This window comes from Barrientosiimonas humi, assembly GCF_006716095.1.
In the GTDB taxonomy this organism is placed as follows: domain Bacteria; phylum Actinomycetota; class Actinomycetes; order Actinomycetales; family Dermatophilaceae; genus Barrientosiimonas; species Barrientosiimonas humi.
The window spans coordinates 3,370,070-3,386,891 of the sequence record NZ_VFOK01000001.1; the positions used below are offsets into that span (position 1 = coordinate 3,370,070).

Annotated in this window: 17 protein-coding genes; 9 read left to right on the forward strand and 8 right to left on the reverse strand. The window is 73.4% G+C overall.

From position 1 onward, the window contains the following. Positions 1-2 precede the first annotated feature (2 nt). Entirely contained in the window at positions 3-1,484 is a 1,482-nt protein-coding gene (locus tag FB554_RS15665) for a nucleobase:cation symporter-2 family protein (protein ID WP_142007308.1), read from the forward strand. Between the two features lie 452 nt (positions 1,485-1,936). Here FB554_RS15665 and thiE read toward each other — a convergent pair whose 3' ends face one another. Continuing rightward, positions 1,937-2,581 carry a thiamine phosphate synthase gene (thiE, locus tag FB554_RS15670; protein WP_142007309.1) on the reverse strand — a complete coding sequence of 215 codons (645 nt, stop codon included), beginning with the start codon at positions 2,579-2,581 and terminating at the stop codon, positions 1,937-1,939. A gap of 27 nt (positions 2,582-2,608) precedes the next feature. On the opposite strand from thiE, the gene thiO reads away from it, so the two are divergent. Genes thiO through FB554_RS15690 form a run of 4 tightly spaced genes read left to right on the forward strand, consistent with a single transcriptional unit; the run spans position 2,609 to position 5,854 of the window. After that, complete coding sequence (gene thiO, locus FB554_RS15675) at positions 2,609-3,697, forward strand: glycine oxidase ThiO (protein ID WP_236022173.1); 1,089 nt, start codon at positions 2,609-2,611, stop codon at positions 3,695-3,697. Between the two features lie 24 nt (positions 3,698-3,721). Continuing rightward, complete coding sequence (thiS, locus tag FB554_RS15680; RefSeq protein WP_142007311.1) at positions 3,722-3,961, forward strand: sulfur carrier protein ThiS; 240 nt, start codon at positions 3,722-3,724, stop codon at positions 3,959-3,961. Between the two features lie 52 nt (positions 3,962-4,013). Then, the gene (locus FB554_RS15685; protein ID WP_236022414.1) at positions 4,014-4,733 is read left to right on the forward strand and encodes a thiazole synthase; all 720 of its coding nucleotides are present in this window, start codon (positions 4,014-4,016) and stop codon (positions 4,731-4,733) included. Further along, the gene (locus FB554_RS15690) at positions 4,730-5,854 is read left to right on the forward strand and encodes a ThiF family adenylyltransferase (RefSeq protein ID WP_142007313.1); all 1,125 of its coding nucleotides are present in this window, start codon (positions 4,730-4,732) and stop codon (positions 5,852-5,854) included. The genes FB554_RS15685 and FB554_RS15690 overlap by 4 nt, the downstream gene beginning before the upstream one ends. A 293-nt stretch (positions 5,855-6,147) precedes the next feature. On the opposite strand, the gene FB554_RS15695 is transcribed toward FB554_RS15690, so the two are convergent. The 3 genes from FB554_RS15695 to FB554_RS15705 all read right to left on the reverse strand — a co-directional run bounded on the left by FB554_RS15695 (position 6,148) and on the right by FB554_RS15705 (position 8,393). Beyond that, positions 6,148-6,552: a RidA family protein gene (locus FB554_RS15695; protein ID WP_142007314.1), complete on the reverse strand. Its 405-nt coding sequence runs from the start codon at positions 6,550-6,552 to the stop codon at positions 6,148-6,150. Positions 6,553-6,616: 64 nt separating this feature from the next. Next, positions 6,617-7,369, reverse strand: coding sequence for an IclR family transcriptional regulator (locus FB554_RS15700; protein ID WP_142007315.1), 753 nt, complete (start codon positions 7,367-7,369; stop codon positions 6,617-6,619). A gap of 13 nt (positions 7,370-7,382) precedes the next feature. After that, entirely contained in the window at positions 7,383-8,393 is a 1,011-nt protein-coding gene (locus FB554_RS15705; RefSeq protein ID WP_142007316.1) for a sugar kinase, read from the reverse strand. Between the two features lie 174 nt (positions 8,394-8,567). Between FB554_RS15705 and FB554_RS15710 the strand changes: the two genes are divergently transcribed. Genes FB554_RS15710 through FB554_RS15725 form a run of 4 tightly spaced genes read left to right on the forward strand, consistent with a single transcriptional unit; the run spans position 8,568 to position 13,557 of the window. Continuing rightward, a complete protein-coding gene (locus FB554_RS15710; RefSeq protein WP_236022174.1) occupies positions 8,568-9,845 on the forward strand; it encodes a type III PLP-dependent enzyme domain-containing protein in 1,278 nt (425 codons plus the stop codon). A gap of 10 nt (positions 9,846-9,855) precedes the next feature. After that, positions 9,856-11,478 (forward strand): N-acyl-D-amino-acid deacylase family protein, encoded by a 1,623-nt coding sequence (locus FB554_RS15715; RefSeq protein ID WP_142007318.1) that lies wholly within the window; start codon positions 9,856-9,858, stop codon positions 11,476-11,478. Further along, positions 11,478-12,116 (forward strand): bifunctional 4-hydroxy-2-oxoglutarate aldolase/2-dehydro-3-deoxy-phosphogluconate aldolase, encoded by a 639-nt coding sequence (locus FB554_RS15720; protein ID WP_142007319.1) that lies wholly within the window; start codon positions 11,478-11,480, stop codon positions 12,114-12,116. Before FB554_RS15715 ends, FB554_RS15720 begins: the two co-directional genes overlap by 1 nt. 49 nt (positions 12,117-12,165) lie before the next feature. Continuing rightward, positions 12,166-13,557 (forward strand): GntP family permease, encoded by a 1,392-nt coding sequence (locus FB554_RS15725; protein ID WP_142007320.1) that lies wholly within the window; start codon positions 12,166-12,168, stop codon positions 13,555-13,557. A gap of 293 nt (positions 13,558-13,850) precedes the next feature. Here the strand turns inward: FB554_RS15725 and FB554_RS15730 are convergent, their stop codons facing one another. The 4 genes from FB554_RS15730 to FB554_RS15745 form a co-directional block, all read right to left on the reverse strand. Beyond that, complete coding sequence (locus FB554_RS15730; RefSeq protein WP_142007321.1) at positions 13,851-14,441, reverse strand: DUF6801 domain-containing protein; 591 nt, start codon at positions 14,439-14,441, stop codon at positions 13,851-13,853. 116 nt (positions 14,442-14,557) lie between these two features. Continuing rightward, entirely contained in the window at positions 14,558-15,166 is a 609-nt protein-coding gene (locus FB554_RS15735; protein ID WP_142007322.1) for a hypothetical protein, read from the reverse strand. 91 nt (positions 15,167-15,257) lie between these two features. Beyond that, positions 15,258-16,313 carry a DUF6801 domain-containing protein gene (locus FB554_RS15740; RefSeq protein WP_211344628.1) on the reverse strand — a complete coding sequence of 352 codons (1,056 nt, stop codon included), beginning with the start codon at positions 16,311-16,313 and terminating at the stop codon, positions 15,258-15,260. A 186-nt stretch (positions 16,314-16,499) separates the two neighbouring features. After that, positions 16,500-16,822, reverse strand: a 323-nt coding sequence (locus FB554_RS15745; RefSeq protein WP_211344629.1) for a hypothetical protein, incomplete at its 5' end; no start/stop codon positions are given.

Below are 16,822 nucleotides of genomic sequence, written 5' to 3' on the forward strand. Positions count from 1 at the left end.
GAATGAGCGAGGCCAGCGGCACCAGCACCGCCACGCGTCACCCGGTCGACACCCCGATGGCCCCCGGGCCCTCGATCCTCTACGGCCTGCAGCACGTCCTGAGCATGTACGCCGGCGTCGTCGCCGTGCCGCTCATCATCGCCGGGGCGTTCAAGCTCTCGACCGCCGACACGATCTACCTGGTCTCGGCCTCGCTCTTCATGGCCGGGCTGGCGACGATCCTGCAGACGATCGGCGTGTGGAAGATCGGCGCCCGGCAGCCGATCGTGCAGGGCACCTCGTTCGTCGCGGTGTCCACGATGCTCGCGATCGGTGCCGCCACCGGCGGCGGCGCGGCGGGGCTGCAGCGGATCTACGGCGCGCTGATCGTCGCCGGCGTGGCCGGCTTCCTGATCGCGCCGATCTTCACCCGGCTGCTGCGCTTCTTCCCCGAGGTCGTCACCGGCACGGTCATCACGATGATCGGTCTGTCGCTGATCCCGGTCGGTGTCGGCTGGGCGATGGGTGGCGTCGGCACGCCGGAGTTCGGCCAGCCGAAGCACCTGGCGCTCGCCGGCGCCACGCTGGTGCTGATCGTGCTGATCTATCGCTTCCTGCCCGGCTTCTTCAGCCGCATCGCGATCCTGCTCGGCCTGGTGCTCGGCACGCTCGTGGCGCTGCCGTTCGGGATGGCCGACTTCGGCGCGATCGGCGAGGCGCGGGCGTTCCAGGTGCCGACGCCGTTCCACTTCGGCGCCCCGACCTTCGAGGTCAGCGCGATCGTCTCGATGTTCATCGTGATGCTGGTGATCATGACCGAGGCCACGGCCGACATCCTGGCCCTCGGCGAGGTCACCGAGAAGCACGCCGACCGCGACACCGTCACCAACGGTCTGCGGGCCGACACCCTCTCGACCGCCGTCGCCGGCGTGTTCAACAGCTTCTCGCTGAGCGCGTTCGCGCAGAACGTCGGGCTCGTCGCGATCACCGGCATCCGCAGCCGCTACGTCGTCGCCGTCGGCGGCGGGATCCTGGTGCTGCTCGGCCTGTTCCCGGTGCTCGGCGCGTTCGTCGCCGCGGTGCCGATGGCGGTGCTCGGCGGTGCGGGTCTGGTGCTGTTCGGCACGGTCGCCGCGAGCGGCATCCGCACGCTGAAGGGCGTCGACTTCTCCGGCAACAGCAACATCGTCATCGTCGCCACCTCGATCGCCTTCGGCATGGCGCCGATCGTGCAGCCGGAGGTGTGGGAGCACTTCCCGGCCTGGTGGCAGACGATCTTCGACTCCGGCATCACCTCGGCCGCGATCATGGCGGTGCTGCTGAACATCGTGTTCAACATCATCGGCCGCGAGACCGACGAGGGCCCGGTGTTCTCCCACGGTGGTGCCCCCGGCGCGATCAGCGACGAGGACGAGGAGCGCCTCGACCCGCGCGGCGAGCGCCGCGACCGCGGCCAGGCCGACCGCAGCGACCTGCCGAGCGGCCGGCGCCGCCGGGAGGACTAGCCCGGCGAAGGCGTACGTCGTCGGGGCGGGGCGACGACGGCGGCCCACAAACCACGACGGCGGCACAGAAAAGATCTGTGCCGCCGTCGTGGTTACTGTGCCGCCCTCGACGATGCCGGGCGGGTGAGCCTGCGAGCCCGGCCGGAGGAGGAGAGGCGGCCAAACGGTATTCCTGTGCCGCCCTCGACGATGCCGGGCGAGTGAGCCTGCGAGCCCGGCCGGAGGAGGAGAGGCGGCCAACGGGCGTTCCTGTGCCGCCGTCGACGATGCCGGGCGGGTGAGCCCTGGGGGTGGGCCGGGCAGCCGGGCGCGGGCGTAGCATCGGTCGCACCACACGGGAGCCCGAGCACGGGCTGAGATCAGGCTGACGCTGCCGAGACCGTCGAACCTGTCCGGGTCATGCCGGCGTAGGAAGTAGGGGTCCGATGAGCATCGTCCCGGGCGCGCCCGCGTCAGGGCAGAGCGGGCAGCCGGTCGCGCAGCCGGCGCGCCGCCTCGGCCGGGTCGTCGGCCTCGGTGATCGCGCGCACCACGACGACCCGGCTGGCGCCTGCCGCGACGACCGCGTCGACGGTGTCGTGGTCGATCCCGCCGATCGCGAACCACGGGCGGCTCGCCCCACTGACCCGGTCGGCCTCGGCAGCGGCGCGCACGAGCTCCAGGCCGGCGGGCGTACGTCCGGGCTTGGTGGGCGTGGCCCACACCGGTCCCACGCAGAAGTAGCCCAGACCGGCCTCGGCGCGGGCGGCGGCCAGCTGCGCTTGGTCGTGGGTGGACAGGCCGAGCGCGACGGCGTCGCCGACAATGCGGCGCGCCTGCGGGCGCGGGAGGTCGCCCTGGCCGAGGTGCAGCACGGGCGCGGCGGAAGCCGCGGCGACGTCGGCCCGGTCGTTGACCGCCCACAGTCGGCCGTGCCGCTCGGCGGCCGCGCGCAGGGTGGCAAGCAGCTCGAGCTCCTCGGCCGCCTCGATGGTCTTGTCGCGCAGCTGGACGATGTCGACCCCGCCGGCGTAGGCCGCGTCGACGAAGGCGGCGAAGTCCCCACGGTCGCGGCGGGCGTCGGTGCAGACGTACAGCTGGGCGCGGGAGAGGTGCACCCGGCGAGCGTAGGCGCGCGGTGCGACGTGGTCGTCGTCGGCGGGGGCGTGGTCGGGCTCGCGATCGCGTGGGAGCTGGTGCGGTCGGGTCGGGACGTGCGTCTGGTCGACCCCGAGCCTGCGTCCGGGGCGACCCACGCCGCGGCCGGGATGATCGCGCCGATCAGTGAGCAGCGGCTCACCGAGCCGGCGCTGCACGCGGCGGCCGAGGCGTCGGCAGCGGCCTACCCCGCCTTCCTCGACGGGGTGCCGGGTGGCGGTGGGTGCGGGTTCGAGGGCGTCGACACGTTGCTCCTCGCGGTCGACGACGCCGACCGGCGAGCGCTCGACGACATCGCCGCCCGGCACCCGGGGGAGGTGGAGCAGGTGGGCCTGCGCGAGGCGCGCCGGCTCGAACCGCTGCTCGGTCCGCGGGTGGTGGCCGCGAGGCGCGTGCAGGAGCACCGCGTCGACCCGCGGGCGCTCGCGGCCGCGCTGCAGGGCGCGCTCGCGGATCGCGTGGTCCGGGCCCGGGTGGTCGGTCTGCTGCCCGCCGACGCCGACGCTGACGCCGGCGCCGTCACCGGGGTGCGGCTCGCGGACGGCACGACGATCTGCGCGGACGAGGTCGTGGTCGCGAGCGGTCTCGGGGCGGCCGACCTGCCGGGGATGCCGTTCGCCCCGCCGCTGCGGCCCGTGCACGGTGACATCCTGCGACTCGAGGCACCCGCCGGGCTCCGGCCTTTCCTGACCCGCACCGTGCGCGCGCACGTGCGCGGCTCCAGGGTCTACCTCGTGCCGCGCCTCGACGGCACGGTGGTGATCGGCGCGACGCAGCGCGAGCACGGCGGCGCCGGGGTGTCGGCGGGCGGGGTCTACGAGCTGCTGCGCGACGCCGTGGCCGTGATCCCTGCCGTGGCCGAGCTGACCCTGCTCGAGACCACGGCCCGCCCGCGTCCGGTCACCCCGGACAACGCCCCGCTGCTCGGCCGCGCGGCGCCCGGGCTGCTCGTCGCGACCGGCTTCGGCCGGCACGGCGTGATGCTCGCACCGCTGGCCGCCCAGGCGGTCGCCCAGCTGGCCGAGGGCCGTACGCCATCCCTCGCCGACCCGTTCCGTCCCGATCGCTTCTCCTGAAGACCCCGCCCCCTTGGAGGTTCCATGATCGACATCCAGCTCAACGGCGCCCCGACGCGCGTGGAGGAGGGCGCGGCCGTCGTGGACCTGGTGGCCGACCTCACCGGTCGCGACATCCGGCCCGACGGCACCGCGGCCGACGGTGCCGCCCTCGGCCTCGCGGTCGCCGTCAACACCGCGGTCGTCCCGCGCAGTCGCTGGAGCGAGGCGCGGCTGGCCGCGGGCGATGAGGTCGAGGTGCTCACGGCGGTGCAGGGTGGCTGAGCAGCTCGACCCGTTCGAGGTCGCCGGGGCCACCTTCTCCTCCCGGCTCATCATGGGCACCGGCGGGGCGGAGAGCCTCGCCGACCTGGACGCCGCGCTCGCGGCCTCCGGCACCGAGCTCACCACGGTGGCCGTACGCCGGTTCGCGCCCGGCGACGGAGCGGGGCTCTATCCGTTGATTGCCGGGCGCGGCATCCGGCTGCTGCCCAACACGGCCGGCTGCTTCACCGCGCGGGAGGCGGTGCTCACCGCCGAGCTCGCCCGTGAGGCGTTCGAGACCGACTGGGTCAAGCTCGAGGTGATCGCCGACGAGGACACCCTGCTGCCCGACGGCGCCGAGCTGATGGACGCGACCGAGCAGCTGGTGCAGCGGGGGTTCTCGGTGTTCGCGTACACCAACGACGATCCCGCGCTCGCGCTGCGGCTGGAGCACCTGGGGGCGGCAGCGGTCATGCCGCTCGGGGCGCCGATCGGCACCGGCCTCGGCATCCTCAACCCGCACAACATCGAGCTGATCGTCGCCCGCGCGTCGGTGCCGGTCGTGCTCGACGCGGGCATCGGCACGGCGTCGGACGCCGCGCTCGCGATGGAGCTCGGCTGCGACGCGGTGCTGCTGGCCACGGCGATCACCCGCGCCGACGACCCGGCCGGGATGGCCGCGGCGTTCCGGCACGCCGTGATCGGCGGACGCCTCGCCGCGCGCTCGGGCCGGATCCCGCGGCGCGAGCACGCCCTCGCCTCCTCGCCGATGACCGGAAGGCCGGACCTGTGAGCGCCCCGCTGGTCGAACCGACCGGCCTGCTGGACGACGCCGCCCGCGACCGCTACGCCCGCCAGCTCGCCCTGCCCGGCATCGGCGAGACGGGGCAGCGCCGGCTCGCCGCGGCGCGGGTGCTCGTGGTCGGCGCCGGCGGGCTCGGTACGCCTGCCCTGGCCGCACTCGCCGCGGCCGGGGTCGGGACGATCGGCGTCGTCGACGACGACGTGGTCGAGACGACGAACCTGCACCGCCAGCTGCTGCACGGCACGTCCGACGTCGGTCGCCCGAAGACGACGTCAGCGCGCGAGGCGATGCTGGAGATCAACCCGACCGTCACGGTGCGCGAGCACCGCGAGCGGCTGACGAGCGCGAACGCGGACCGGGTGCTCGCGGACTACGACGTGGTGGTCGACGGCTCCGACAACTTCGCGACCCGGTACCTCGTCGCCGACGCCGCCGAGCGTCGCGGCATCCCGACCGTCTGGGGTGCGGTGCTCGGCTTCACCGGCCAGGTGAGCGTGTTCTGGCCGCCGCACGGACCCGCCTATCGCGACCTGCACCCCGACGTCCCCGAGGGTGCGGCGACCTGCCAGACCGGTGGCGTGCTCGGGATGGTGTGCCACGCCGTCGGCGCGGTGCTGGCGGCGGAGACGGTCAAGCTCGTCACCGGCGCCGGCACCCCTCTGCTCGGAAGGCTGCTGCTGTTCGACGCGCTCGCGGCCACCTGGCGCACGCTCACCATCACCGCGGACCCCGGGCGCCAGTCGTCCGCGGAGCGCGCGTCGCGTCCTGCGGACGACCGGACCAGCAACAGCGGCAGTACGCCCGCCTCGCCCCGCCCGGGCGTCGTCACCCCGGGCGCGCTCGGCAGGGAGCTCGCCGCAGGCCATGGCCCGGTCGTCATCGACGTGCGCGAGCCGGGCGAGACCGACGGCATCGTGCCCGGCTCGCTGCGGATCCCTCAGGGGCGCATCGCCTCCGCGGCGCAGATCGACGCGCTCGACGTCGCCGACCCGGTGGTGACCGTCTGCGCCTCGGGTGCCCGCGCGGCCCAGGCCGCGGCGCTGCTGGCCGAGCGCGGCTTCCGCGACGTGCGCTCGCTCGCGGGCGCGGTCACCGCGGTCCGCCCCTGACCAGGGTCAGCCGCCGGGAGAGCCGGCGAGGGCGTACGGCACCCGGCGGAGCCGACGACGGCGGCCCACAAACCACGACGGCGGCACAGATCTTTTCTGTGCCGCCGTCGTGGTTCCTGTGCCGCCGTCGACGATGCCGGGCGGGTGAGCCTGCGAGCCCGGCCGGAGGAGGAGAGGCGGCCGAAGGATGCTCCCTTGCCGCCCTCGACGATGCCGGGGCCGGGGCCTGCGTAAGGACCGCCCCTGGTCCGAAGGGGGAGGGGGACCAGGGGCGGGGCACGGGGGTCAGGGCTTCAGTCGGTGGCGGCCAGGGCGTCGATCTCGACGAGCATGACCTCGTGCGGGAGGCCGACGAAAACCGTGGTGCGGCACGGGAGCGTGGCGCCGCTCGGGACGTGCTGCTCGATGAACTCGCCGTAAGCCTCGTTCATCGCGGCGAAGTCCTCGCGCTTGGTGAGGTAGACCCGGAACATCAGCACGTCGGCGACGGACGCTCCGCCCGCCTCCAGGATCGCCTGCACGTTCTGCAGGGTGCGCAGCGTCTGCGCGCGCACGTCTCCCTCGGCGATGTAGGTGTTGGTGGCCGGGTCCATCGGGCCCTGGCCGGAGACCTGCAGCAGGTTGCCGCGCCGCACCCCCTGGCTGAACGTGTGGGCGGGGGCGGGGGCGGCGTCGGTCTGCACGCGGGTGGCGGTCATCGGTGGTCGGCTCCTTCGCTGTCGTGGCCGGACGGTCCGGCCTGGTCGGGGTGGGTCGGGTGGTTCAGGACTCGGGTGGTCGATATCCGCAGTCGACCGAGATCGCGGTGCAGGTCGCGCCCAGGGGGTCGAGCAGCCCGAGCAGCTCCTCGTACGGCAGCACCACGTCGGGCACCGACACCGAGACCGCGCCGAGCACCCGCCCGGACTGGCCGCGCACCGGCATCGCGATGCAGTTGATCGAGGGCTCGTTCTCCTCGCGGTCGGTCGCCCAACCGCGCTCGCGCACCTCGCGCACCTCGCGGAGGAAAACCCCGGGGTCGGTGATGGTGTTGGGCGTCCGGCGTACGAAATCGATCCGGTCGACCTCGAGCTCCAGCTGGTCGTCCGGCAGGTCGGCCAGGATCACCTTGGCGACTCCGGTCGAGTTCAGGTTGGCCGCCGTGCCCACCCGGGAGAACATCCGGATCTGGTCGCGCGACTCCAGCTTCTCGATGTAGACGACGTTGGATCCCTCGCGCTCGGCGAGGTGGGTGGTGCGACCGTACTCCCGGTTGAACGAGGTCAGGTGCGGCGAGGCGATAACGCGCAGCGTGCGCTGCTCGGCCGCTGCCGCGGCGAGCTCGAGCAGCCGGGCGCCGAGGTGATAGCGGTGCTGTTCGTCGCGATAGGTGAAGTGCTCCTCGGTCAGCGGCCTCAGCAGGCGCAGCACCGTCGTCTTGTGCACGCCCAGCTGGCCGGCGAGGTCGTCGAGGCTGGCCGGCTCGTCGCCGAGCAGGGTGAGGATGTGCAGCGCACGCTGCAGGCTCTGGCTCATCGCACGCTCCTTGTCAGCCGACCGGCTCGAGCACGTCGGCGCCGGTGAACCGTATCCCGGCCCACTGCTCGTGGTCGGCGGCCAGCAACCGGCGTACGACGTCGGCGCGAGCGCGGGCGAAGTCGCCGTGCACGGTGAGGGTCGCGGCGGCGCCGATGTGCCCGCGGCGCAGGCAGGTCTGCAGGTGTTCGCCCGCGAGCCAGCCGTGGAGGAAGCCGGCGGCGAACGAGTCACCGGCGCCCACCGCCTCGACCACCTCGACGCGCAGCGCGGGCACCTCGGTCTGCGTCCCGTCGCGGCCGACGGCGACGGCGCGGCGGTCGGCGTCCTTGATCACGAGCAGCTCCGGCTCGGGCAGCAGCGCCCGCAGCCGCGCCGGGTCGCTCTCGCCGAGCACCCGCTCGGCCTCGTCGGCGCCGACGAGCACCAGGTCGGCCAGACCCGCTAGCCGTACGACCTCGGACGGGTCGCCGCTCGGCCACAGCTTCTCGCGCCAGTTGACGTCGAAGCTCACCTGCCCCGCGACGCCGCGGCGCTCGCCGACGAGCGCGTCCATCAGCGCGGCGCACTGCGGGGACAGGGCCGGGGTGATGCCGGAGCAGTGCACGAGGCGGGCGCCGCCGAGGAGGTCGCGCACGGCGGGGTCGACGAGCAGCTCCGGGCCGGCGGCGGAGAAGGCGGAGCCGGCCCGGCGGTAGTCGGCCACGGTGGACGGCTCCCCCGACGCGTCCGGGGTGACGACCTTGGTGAAGCGGCCCGTGGGTCGCTGCGGGTCGACGCCCAGCGCCGAGACGTCGACCCCGGCCTGCTCCAGCGCGGTCACGACGTCACGGCCGGCCGCGTCGGCGCCGACCCGACCGACGTAGCCCACCGGCACCCCCGACCCGGCGAGCCCCACGGCGACATTGGCCTCGGCCCCGCTCAGGCCGGCCTCACCGGGGGCGGGCACGAGGTCGAGGCGCTCGGGCGCGACCAGGGCCAACGGCTCGCCGAGGCAGGCGACGGTGGGCTGGGCAGCGCGCATGCGCGGGCTCCTTCCGGGTCATCGGGTGGGTGATCCGAGCGGGATGTGTGCGTTGCCACACCGCCGCGACGATGCTAACGTCAACGCTGCTCAATACGCAACATGCGTTGCATATTACGCAACACAAGCCGTAGAACCCCCAGATCGACCGGCATCCGAGAAGGACGTGATCGCGTGCCGCACCAGCTCACCGGCCGCCCCGAGGGCCCGCTCTCCGCGACGGACAAGGCCCTCCCGCCGCAGGCCGACGGACTCACCGCCGAGCAGTTCTTGGCCACCGCGCCACGCCTGTCCTCGCTCGCGACCCCGCTGCTCACGTTGTCCGAGCCGGCGATCGCCGCCAATGTCGAGACCCTTGCCGCCTGGTCGAGCGACCACGGCATCGCGCTCTCCCCGCACGGGAAGACCACGATGTCTCCGGTCCTGTGGCGCCGGCAGCTGGAGGCGGGCGCGCACTCGATCACCGTGGCCAACTACCCCCAGCTGCGGGTGGCGGTCGCGGCCGGGGTGCGCTGCATCCAGGTCGCCAACGACCTCGTCGACCCCGCCGCCCTGCGCTGGCTCACCGAGGCTGTCGACACCGACCCCGAGCTGGAGGTCATGGTCTGGGCGGACAGCCTCGAGTCGGTCGCGGTGCTGCGCGAGCACTTCACCGGCAACCGTCCGCTCACCGTGCTGGCCGAGCTCGGCGGGGCGCACGGCCGCACCGGGGCGCGCAGCGTCGAGGTCGCCGTCGCCATCGGTCGCGCCCTCGCCGAGGCCGGCAATCTGCGACTCGGCGGGGTCGCCGGCTACGAGGGCGCCCTCGCCCACGACCCGACGCCCGAGGCGGTCGCCGCGGTCGACGCCTTCCTGCGCAGGATGGCGGCGACGCACCAGGCGCTGCACGACGCGGGGAGTTACCCCGCCGACGGGGAGATCGTGCTCACCGCCGGCGGCAGCGCCTACTTCGACCGGGTCGCCGCAGTGCTCGCGCCCCTGGCGTCCGACCGGGTCCGCGTCGTCATCCGCTCGGGGGCGTACGTCATCCACGACTCCGGCTTCTACACGGCCATGACGCCTTTCGCCCGCACCGACGACGGCGCGACCTATCACCTCACTCCCGCGATGACGGCGTGGGCGCGGGTGGTCTCGCGGCCCGAGCCGGGGCTGGCGCTGCTCGACGTGGGCAAGCGCGACGTGTCCTTCGACGAGGGGATGCCCACGGTGCTCGGCGTCGCCGCGCAGCTCGGCGCGCCCCGCCGGGAGCTCGAGGGCGCACAGGTCACCGCGGTCAACGACCAGCACGCGTTCGTGCAGCTGCCGGCGGAGGCCGACCTCGCCGTGGGGGAGGTCGTCGCGCTGGGCCTGTCGCACCCGTGCACCGCACTCGACAAGTGGCGCACCATCCCGGTGCTCGCCGACGACAGCGACGACCCGGTGGTCGCCGACCTCCTCACGACCTACTTCTGAGGGCAGCACGATGAGCAACGACCTGCGCGCCCCGCGCCTGCTGATCACCGGCGCCACCGTCGTCGACGGCACCGAGACCCCCAGCTTCACCGCCGACGTGCTTGTCGACGGCGACCGCGTCGCAGCCGTCGGGGGTGACCTCGGAGCGCGCGACGCCGACCGGGTGATCGATGCTGCCGGTCTGGTGCTCGCGCCCGGCTTCATCGACATGCACGCCCACTCCGACCTGCAGGTCTTCCTCAACCCCGAGCACCCCTCGCGGCTGACCCAGGGCGTGACGACCGAGGTGATCGGCCAGGACGGCCTGTCCTACGCCCCGGTCACCGACGAGACACTGTCGGTGCTCCGGCGCAAGATCGCCGGCTGGAACACCGACCCCGACGACTTCGACTTCCCGTGGCGCTCGGTTGCCGACTATCTCGACGTCATCGACCGCGGCGTCGCGACCAACCTCGCCTACCTCGCTCCGCACGGCACGATCCGCGCGCTGGCCCGCGGCTGGAACACCGGCGTCGCGACCGACGACGAGATCGACCAGATGGCCCGGATCCTCGACCGCGCGCTCGAGGAGGGGGCGGTGGGCCTGTCGACCGGCCTGACGTACACGCCGGCCATGTACGCCGAACGCGGCGAGCTCGTACGCCTGTGCCAGGTCGTGGCGCGCCGCGGCGGCTTCTTCTCGCCGCACCACCGCAGCTACGGTGCGGGCGCCCTGGACGCCTACCGCGAGATGGTCGAGGTGACGTCGGCGGCCGGCTGCGCGCTGCACCTGTCGCACGCCGCGATGAACTTCCGGCCCAACGCCGGCAAGGGTCAGGAGCTGCTCGCGCTGCTCGCCGAGGGCGCCGCCGGCGGGGCTGACATCAGCCTCGACACCTATCCCTACCTGCCCGGCGCGACCACGCTCTCGGCGATCCTGCCCAGCTGGGCCGGTGCGGGCGACACCGACGAGATCATCGCGCGGCTGCGCGACCCCGACGCGCTGGCACGCATCCACGAGCACCTGGAGGTCACCGGGTCCGACGGCTGCCACGGGGTCGTCGCCGAGTGGGACACCATCGAGATCAGCAGTGTGGGCAACCCCGCGCTCGCCGACCGCGTCGGCCGGACGATCGCGCAGGTCGCCACCGAGACCGGGCGCGAGCCGTTCGACGTGTGCATCCAGCAGCTCGTCGACGACCGGCTCGCGACGGGCATCCTGCAGCACGTCGGGCACGAGGGCAACGTGCGGGCGATTATGACCCACCCGTGGCACACCGGCGGCAGCGACGGTCTGCTCATCGGCGCCAAGCCGCACCCGCGCGGCTTCGGGACGTTCGCCCGATACCTCGGCCGATACTGCCGCGAGCTCGGCATCTTCTCCCTCGAGGAGTGCGTGGGACACCTCACCGGGCGCGCCGCCCGCCGGCTGCGGCTCGTCGACCGCGGCTTGGTCCGCGAGGGCTACGGGGCCGACCTGGTGCTGTTCGACCCCGACACCGTCGCCGACCGCGCGACGTTCGACGCCCCGCGGCAGCCTGCCGCCGGCTTCCACCACGTCCTCGTGCGCGGGCAGCTCGCGCTCGACGACGGCCATCTCACCGGCGCGCGCTCCGGACGGGCCCTGCGCCGCACCGACGAAGGAGTCCGTTGATGACCGCGCCCTCACCGCAGCAGGTGCTCGCAGACCTCACCGCCGACCGGGTGCTGGCCATCGTCCGCGCCCCCGGCATCGCCGACGCCGGCGCCCTGCGCGACGCGCTGGCCGCCGGGGGGATCCGGTGCATGGAGCTGACGTTCACGATCCCCGACGTGCTGCGTCACCTCGAGCGAGCGGCGAGCGCCGCCGGCGGTGACGTGCTGCTCGGCGCCGGCACCGTGCGTTCGGCGGGGGAGGCGCGCGACGCCGTCTCGGCGGGCGCCACGTTCCTCGTCGCGCCTGACGTGAACGAGCAGGTCGCCGAGGCCGCCCGCGACCTCGGCGTGGCCTACTTCCCGGGCGCGATGACCCCGACCGAGGTCGCGCGGGCCGAGACGCTCGGGGCCACCGCGGTCAAGGTCTTCCCGGCCGCGACGCTGGGCGCCCGGTTCCTGCGCGACCTGGCCGGGCCGTTCCCGCAGGTCCCGCTGCTGCCCTCCGGCGGGATCACCGAGCAGAACGCCGCCGACTTCCTGTCCGCCGGCGCGGTCGCCGTCGCCGCGGGCACCGGCGTGGTCCCGCCCGACGCCGTCGCCGGCGGCGACTGGGCCGACATCACGGCTCGCGCGCGCAGCTTCCGCTCCCACCTCTGAGCCCCTCAGCCGGGCTCCACCCGCGAGCCCCGCCCCACCCAGGAGAGTCATGACGTCCTTCATCGACTGGTTGCAGACCAGCACCGGTGGCCTGCTGCTGCTCGCGGCGCTGTCCATCGCGGGGCTGCTCGCGATGATCATCAAGGCCAAGATCGAGCCGTTCATCGCGCTCATCGTGGTCTCTCTCGCGCTCGCGCTCGTCGCGGGCGTACCGGTCGAGGAGCTGGTCGGGACCCCACGAGCGGCCGGCGAGTCGATCCTGGAGACCGGGTTCGGCGGGATCCTCGGCCACATCGCGCCGATCATCGGCCTCGGCACGATCCTCGGCGCGCTGCTCGAACGCTCCGGCGGCGCCGACGTGCTTACCGAGCGGCTCATCCGGCTGTTCGGCGAGCGTGGTGCCCCGCTCGCGATGGGCGTCTCCGGCCTGATCCTCGGCATCCCCGTGTTCTTCGACATCGGCGTGTTCATCCTCGCGCCGCTGGTGTACGTCACCGCGCGCCGTGGCGGGAAGTCGCTCGTGCTCTACGCGATGCCGATGCTCGCCGGACTGTCCATGACGCACGCGTTCCTGCCGCCGCACCCGGGCCCGGTCGCGGCCGCGGGCGTGCTGGAGGTCTCGCTCGGCTGGATCATCGTGATGGGCCTCGCGTGCGGCATCCCCGCGTGGTTCGTCGCCGGCATCCTGTGGGGTTCGTGGATCGGCAAGCGGGTGCAGGTCGAGGTGCCCGAGGACCTCGTGCCCGAGGAGCGCAACGCCTCGGCCCAGCCGCCCGGCATCGGCACGATCGCGTTCATCATCGCGGTGCCCATGCTGTTGATCCTCGGCGCGACGTTCGGCGACGTGCTGCTCACCCCGGGCACCACGCTGCACGGCGTGCTGATCTTCCTCGGCACCCCTGCGGTCGCGCTGACCATCGCCGTGCTCATCGCGCTGTACCTCCTCGCGCTGCGGCGGGGCACCTCCGCCAAGGAGGTTGCCGAGATGACCTCGAACGCGCTGAAGCCGATCGGCATGATCCTGCTGGTCGTCGGCGCCGGAGCGTTCTTCGGCGCGGTGCTCAAGGCGACCGGGGTCGGGCAGGCCATCGCCGACTCGATGTCCGACCTCGGCCTGCCGGTGATCGTGTCGGCCTACATCATCAGCTCGGCCCTGCGCATCGCCCAGGGCTCGGCGACGGTGGCGATCGTGACCACCGCGGGCATCGTCGCCCCGACCGTCACCGCCGGCGGGTTCAGCTCGGCGCAGGTCGCCCTGATCGCGATCGCCATCGCGGCCGGCTCGATCATCCTCAGCCACGTCAACGACGGCGGCTTCTGGATCGTCTCGCGCTACTTCAACATGTCGGTCAAGCAGACCCTGCTGACCTGGACCGTCCTCGAGACGGTGCTCTCGCTCGTCGGCTTCGGCGTCGCGATGGTGATCTGGGCCTTCGTGTAGCTCGCAGGACGAACCCGGCACGGACGGCTCCGGACGTACGCCTCGCCCGGCGAGGGCGTACGGCACCCGGCGGAGCCGACGACGGCGGCCCACAAACCACGACGGCGGCACAGATCTTTTCTGTGCCGCCGTCGTGGTTACTGTGCCGCCCTCGACGATGCCGGGCGGGTGAGCCTGCGAGCCCGGCCGGAGGAGGAGAGGCGGCCAAAGGATGCTCCCTTGCCGCCCTCGACGAGGAGCGGCCCCGTCCCTGACGGAGGTCCAGGACGGGGCCGCCGGTGCTGCAGCGGGAATCAGGAGACGCTGATCGTGTCGATTACCCGGTTGCCCGACTTGTAGGTGCAGCTGGACTGGATGACCGGCTGGGGTTCGCCCGCGGCGTCGTACGGCGTGATGTCCATGGTCACCGTGGTCGGGGCGAGCAGCGTCCAGTCGCCGGCGACGTCGGCGACCGGGGTGGTGCCGGCGGCGCCCGTGGCGTTGAGCGTGGTGCCCGAGCCGTTCAGCTTCACCTTCGGGGCGTCGAGCGAGGAGTCCATCGTGGCGCGGGTGGCGCCGGTCGGGTCGACGACCTGCACGCTCGTGCCGGCGACGCCGGAGATGCTGTCGTAGCCGAGGAACATCAGGCCCGTCGACAGGGAGCTCGGCAGGGTCGCGGCGACGGTGCCGGTGCCTCCGGAGAACGACTCCCCCATGGGCAGGGTGGCCGGCGCGTTGGTGTCGATGGTGGTCGACACGTCGGCCGGCCCGACCGGGCTGGTGCAGCTGTAGACCAGCGTGGTCGCGGCCGACGCCGAGGGGGAGCCCGCGGCGACCCCCGCCCCGGCGAGGAGCAGGCCGGTGGCGGCGACGCCGAGGGCGCGGGTGGTGCGGTGTGCAGACATGGTGCTGTCCTTTCGAGAGGGGGCGGACACGTGCGGTGGTGCAACCCGCCGACGGCGGGGCGTTGGGGGCGCGCGGTCGGGCCGGGCGCGGTGCGGACCGGCGCAGGCCGGCCTGGTCAGGTCCCGGCGGGTGACAGGTCGACGGTCACCGTGTTGCCCGGGCCGGAGACCGCGGCGGTGACCAGCAGGTCGCGGCCGAAGCCGCACCCGGAGAAGCTCGGGATCGTCAGGTCGCCGGTCAGCGTCGCCGGCTCGGTGATGCCGGTGAAGTCGCCGCTCAGCGCCACCGTCCCCGCCGACGTCGTCTTGCACGTGGGCTTGACCAGGTTGATGCCGGGCGCGATGACCGGCCTGATCGACTCGATCTCGACGTTCAGCCGCTGGGTGGTCCTGATCCAGCCCTCGGTCGGGCTCATCGACCCGACGGCCGGTCCGTCGGGGACGATCCGCAGTCGTACGTCCGCGAGCGGCAGACCCGCCAGCGCCAGTCGGGTGGTCGTGGTCTGAGCGGGCATCGTGCTGGTCATCGACCCGTCGTCGGTGTCGATGGTGCTGGTCATCGTGGTGGCCGGGAAGCTCACCGTGCTGCCGAGCTTGGCGAGCCGGGTCGAGGTCGTGGCCTGCTGGGTCGTGGTCAGCTCGACCGCCGACGCGGACGGGGCGGCAGCCAGCAGGAACGCGACGGGCAAGGTGGTGAGCGCGGCGGAGCGGGCGATGGTGGGCATGACGAGATCACCTCTGGTGCGAAGTCGGGCGAAGGCGGGGTGGAACGAGTGCGGGGCAGGCACCGCTGCGGGTGCCTGCCCCGTTCGTGGGCTACTGCCGGGTGAGGCGGCGGCGCGCGGCGAACCCGCTCGCGCCGGCGGCCGCGCCGAGTGCACCGAGCGTCATCAGCGTGGCGGTGTTGCTGCCGCTGCCGACGACTCCGGTCTGCACGGGCGGGCCGCTCACCGACGGCTCGCCGCTGCCGGCGTCACCGGCTCCCGGGCCGGACGGCGCGGTCGTGCCCGGCGCGGTCCCGGTCGGTTCCGACGTGGGCTCGCTGGTGGGCTCCGAGGTCGGCTCGCTCGTGGGCTCAGAGGTCGGCTCGGAGGTCGGCTCGCTCGTGGGCTCAGAGGTCGGCTCGCTGGTCGGCTCGCTGGTCGGCTCCGCGGTGGGCTCGGACGTCGGCTCGCTCGTCGGCTCCGGGCTCGGCTCGCTCACGGCCGGCGCGACCGTCAGGTTGCCGACCACGTCGTCACCCTGCGGCGTGCAGCTCATGAACACGTCGACCTTGGTGCCGTCGGCCTTGGTGACGACCGTGTTGGCCGTGAAGTCCGACACCCGGATCACCAGGTCGCCGGCCTCGGCGGCGGTCAGCCCGGTGGCCGAGCCGGTCCCGGTGGCGGTCATCGTCGACCCGGCCTCCTGAGGCACGTCGGACTCGGGGATCGTGATGTCGCCGCTGATCGTCTGCTCGGAGGCGCTGTCGTCGTTCAGCGTCGTGGTGATCGTGGTGCTGCCCGTGCCGCCGAGCGTCTGGCCCTGCAGGATGCCGCGGGTCGCGTCCATCAGGCCGGCGGGGATCGTCATCGCCGCGGTGATGTCGGTGTCGTACGACTCGCCCGCCACGGGCTCGTCGGGCGCCGTCGCGGAGATGGAGACCGGGAACGGGTCCTGGTTGGCGTCGGTCGCCTCGGGGTCGCCGGGCAGGTACCAGAGCTTGAACGGGCCGGTGTCGTCGGTGCCGAGGTAGACCTCGCAGCCGAAGGTGAGGTCCTTGGAGATCGTTGCGGCCTGCGCCTGGCCGGGGGCGACGGCCATGAGTCCGAGGGCGAAGGCGCCGGCCACGCTCACGCGGGCGGCGGTGGTGAGGGGGTTGCGAGGGGTCACGTGCGGCTCCCTGTCCGAATGGGTGAAGTGGGCACCCCTACGAAACCGTAGCCCGCAACTGTGGGCAAGGTCACAGATGCTGTGAAGTCCTGTGAATCCGGTCGCGGTCCGGACACGACCAGGTGAACGACAGATCCGGCGGATCCTCAACGGGGAGAACGCATTTCGCGTGCGAGTTCGCCGTGCTCAGCCGCGCAGACCGTTGACCGCGTCGACCAGCAGCAGCAGCCCGACGGCCACCGCGACGAGCCCGCCGACCGCGCGCACGACCGGGTTGAAGTCGACGAACATCGAGCGCGACAGGCGCGGGCTGACCAGCACCGTGATGGCGTCGCCGACCGCGGGCGGCAGGTCCGAGTGCCACCGGGCCACCCCCTCGCGCGAGCGGCCGGACCGGTCCTGGAAGGCGTACCGGATCTTCCACCGCACGTCGCCGACGTCGTCGACCCACACGCTGCTCAGGTCACCGGTGGCTCCCACGGCATCCGCATCACCCGGCTCGCGCCGAT

What these genes read in the sequence shown, in the direction of transcription:
- FB554_RS15735 (WP_142007322.1), bottom strand. Translation starts at nt 15,166, where the DNA reads ATGCCCACCATCGCCCGCTCCGCCGCGCTCACCACCTTGCCCGTCGCG.
- FB554_RS15685 (WP_236022414.1), top strand. Translation starts at nt 4,014, where the DNA reads ATGGGCACCGGCGGGGCGGAGAGCCTCGCCGACCTGGACGCCGCGCTC.
- thiS (WP_142007311.1), top strand. Translation starts at nt 3,722, where the DNA reads ATGATCGACATCCAGCTCAACGGCGCCCCGACGCGCGTGGAGGAGGGC.
- FB554_RS15705 (WP_142007316.1), bottom strand. Translation starts at nt 8,393, where the DNA reads ATGCGCGCTGCCCAGCCCACCGTCGCCTGCCTCGGCGAGCCGTTGGCC.
- FB554_RS15720 (WP_142007319.1), top strand. Translation starts at nt 11,478, where the DNA reads ATGACCGCGCCCTCACCGCAGCAGGTGCTCGCAGACCTCACCGCCGAC.
- FB554_RS15700 (WP_142007315.1), bottom strand. Translation starts at nt 7,369, where the DNA reads ATGAGCCAGAGCCTGCAGCGTGCGCTGCACATCCTCACCCTGCTCGGC.
- FB554_RS15695 (WP_142007314.1), bottom strand. Translation starts at nt 6,552, where the DNA reads ATGACCGCCACCCGCGTGCAGACCGACGCCGCCCCCGCCCCCGCCCAC.
- FB554_RS15725 (WP_142007320.1), top strand. Translation starts at nt 12,166, where the DNA reads ATGACGTCCTTCATCGACTGGTTGCAGACCAGCACCGGTGGCCTGCTG.
- FB554_RS15715 (WP_142007318.1), top strand. Translation starts at nt 9,856, where the DNA reads ATGAGCAACGACCTGCGCGCCCCGCGCCTGCTGATCACCGGCGCCACC.
- FB554_RS15730 (WP_142007321.1), bottom strand. Translation starts at nt 14,441, where the DNA reads ATGTCTGCACACCGCACCACCCGCGCCCTCGGCGTCGCCGCCACCGGC.
- FB554_RS15665 (WP_142007308.1), top strand. Translation starts at nt 3, where the DNA reads ATGAGCGAGGCCAGCGGCACCAGCACCGCCACGCGTCACCCGGTCGAC.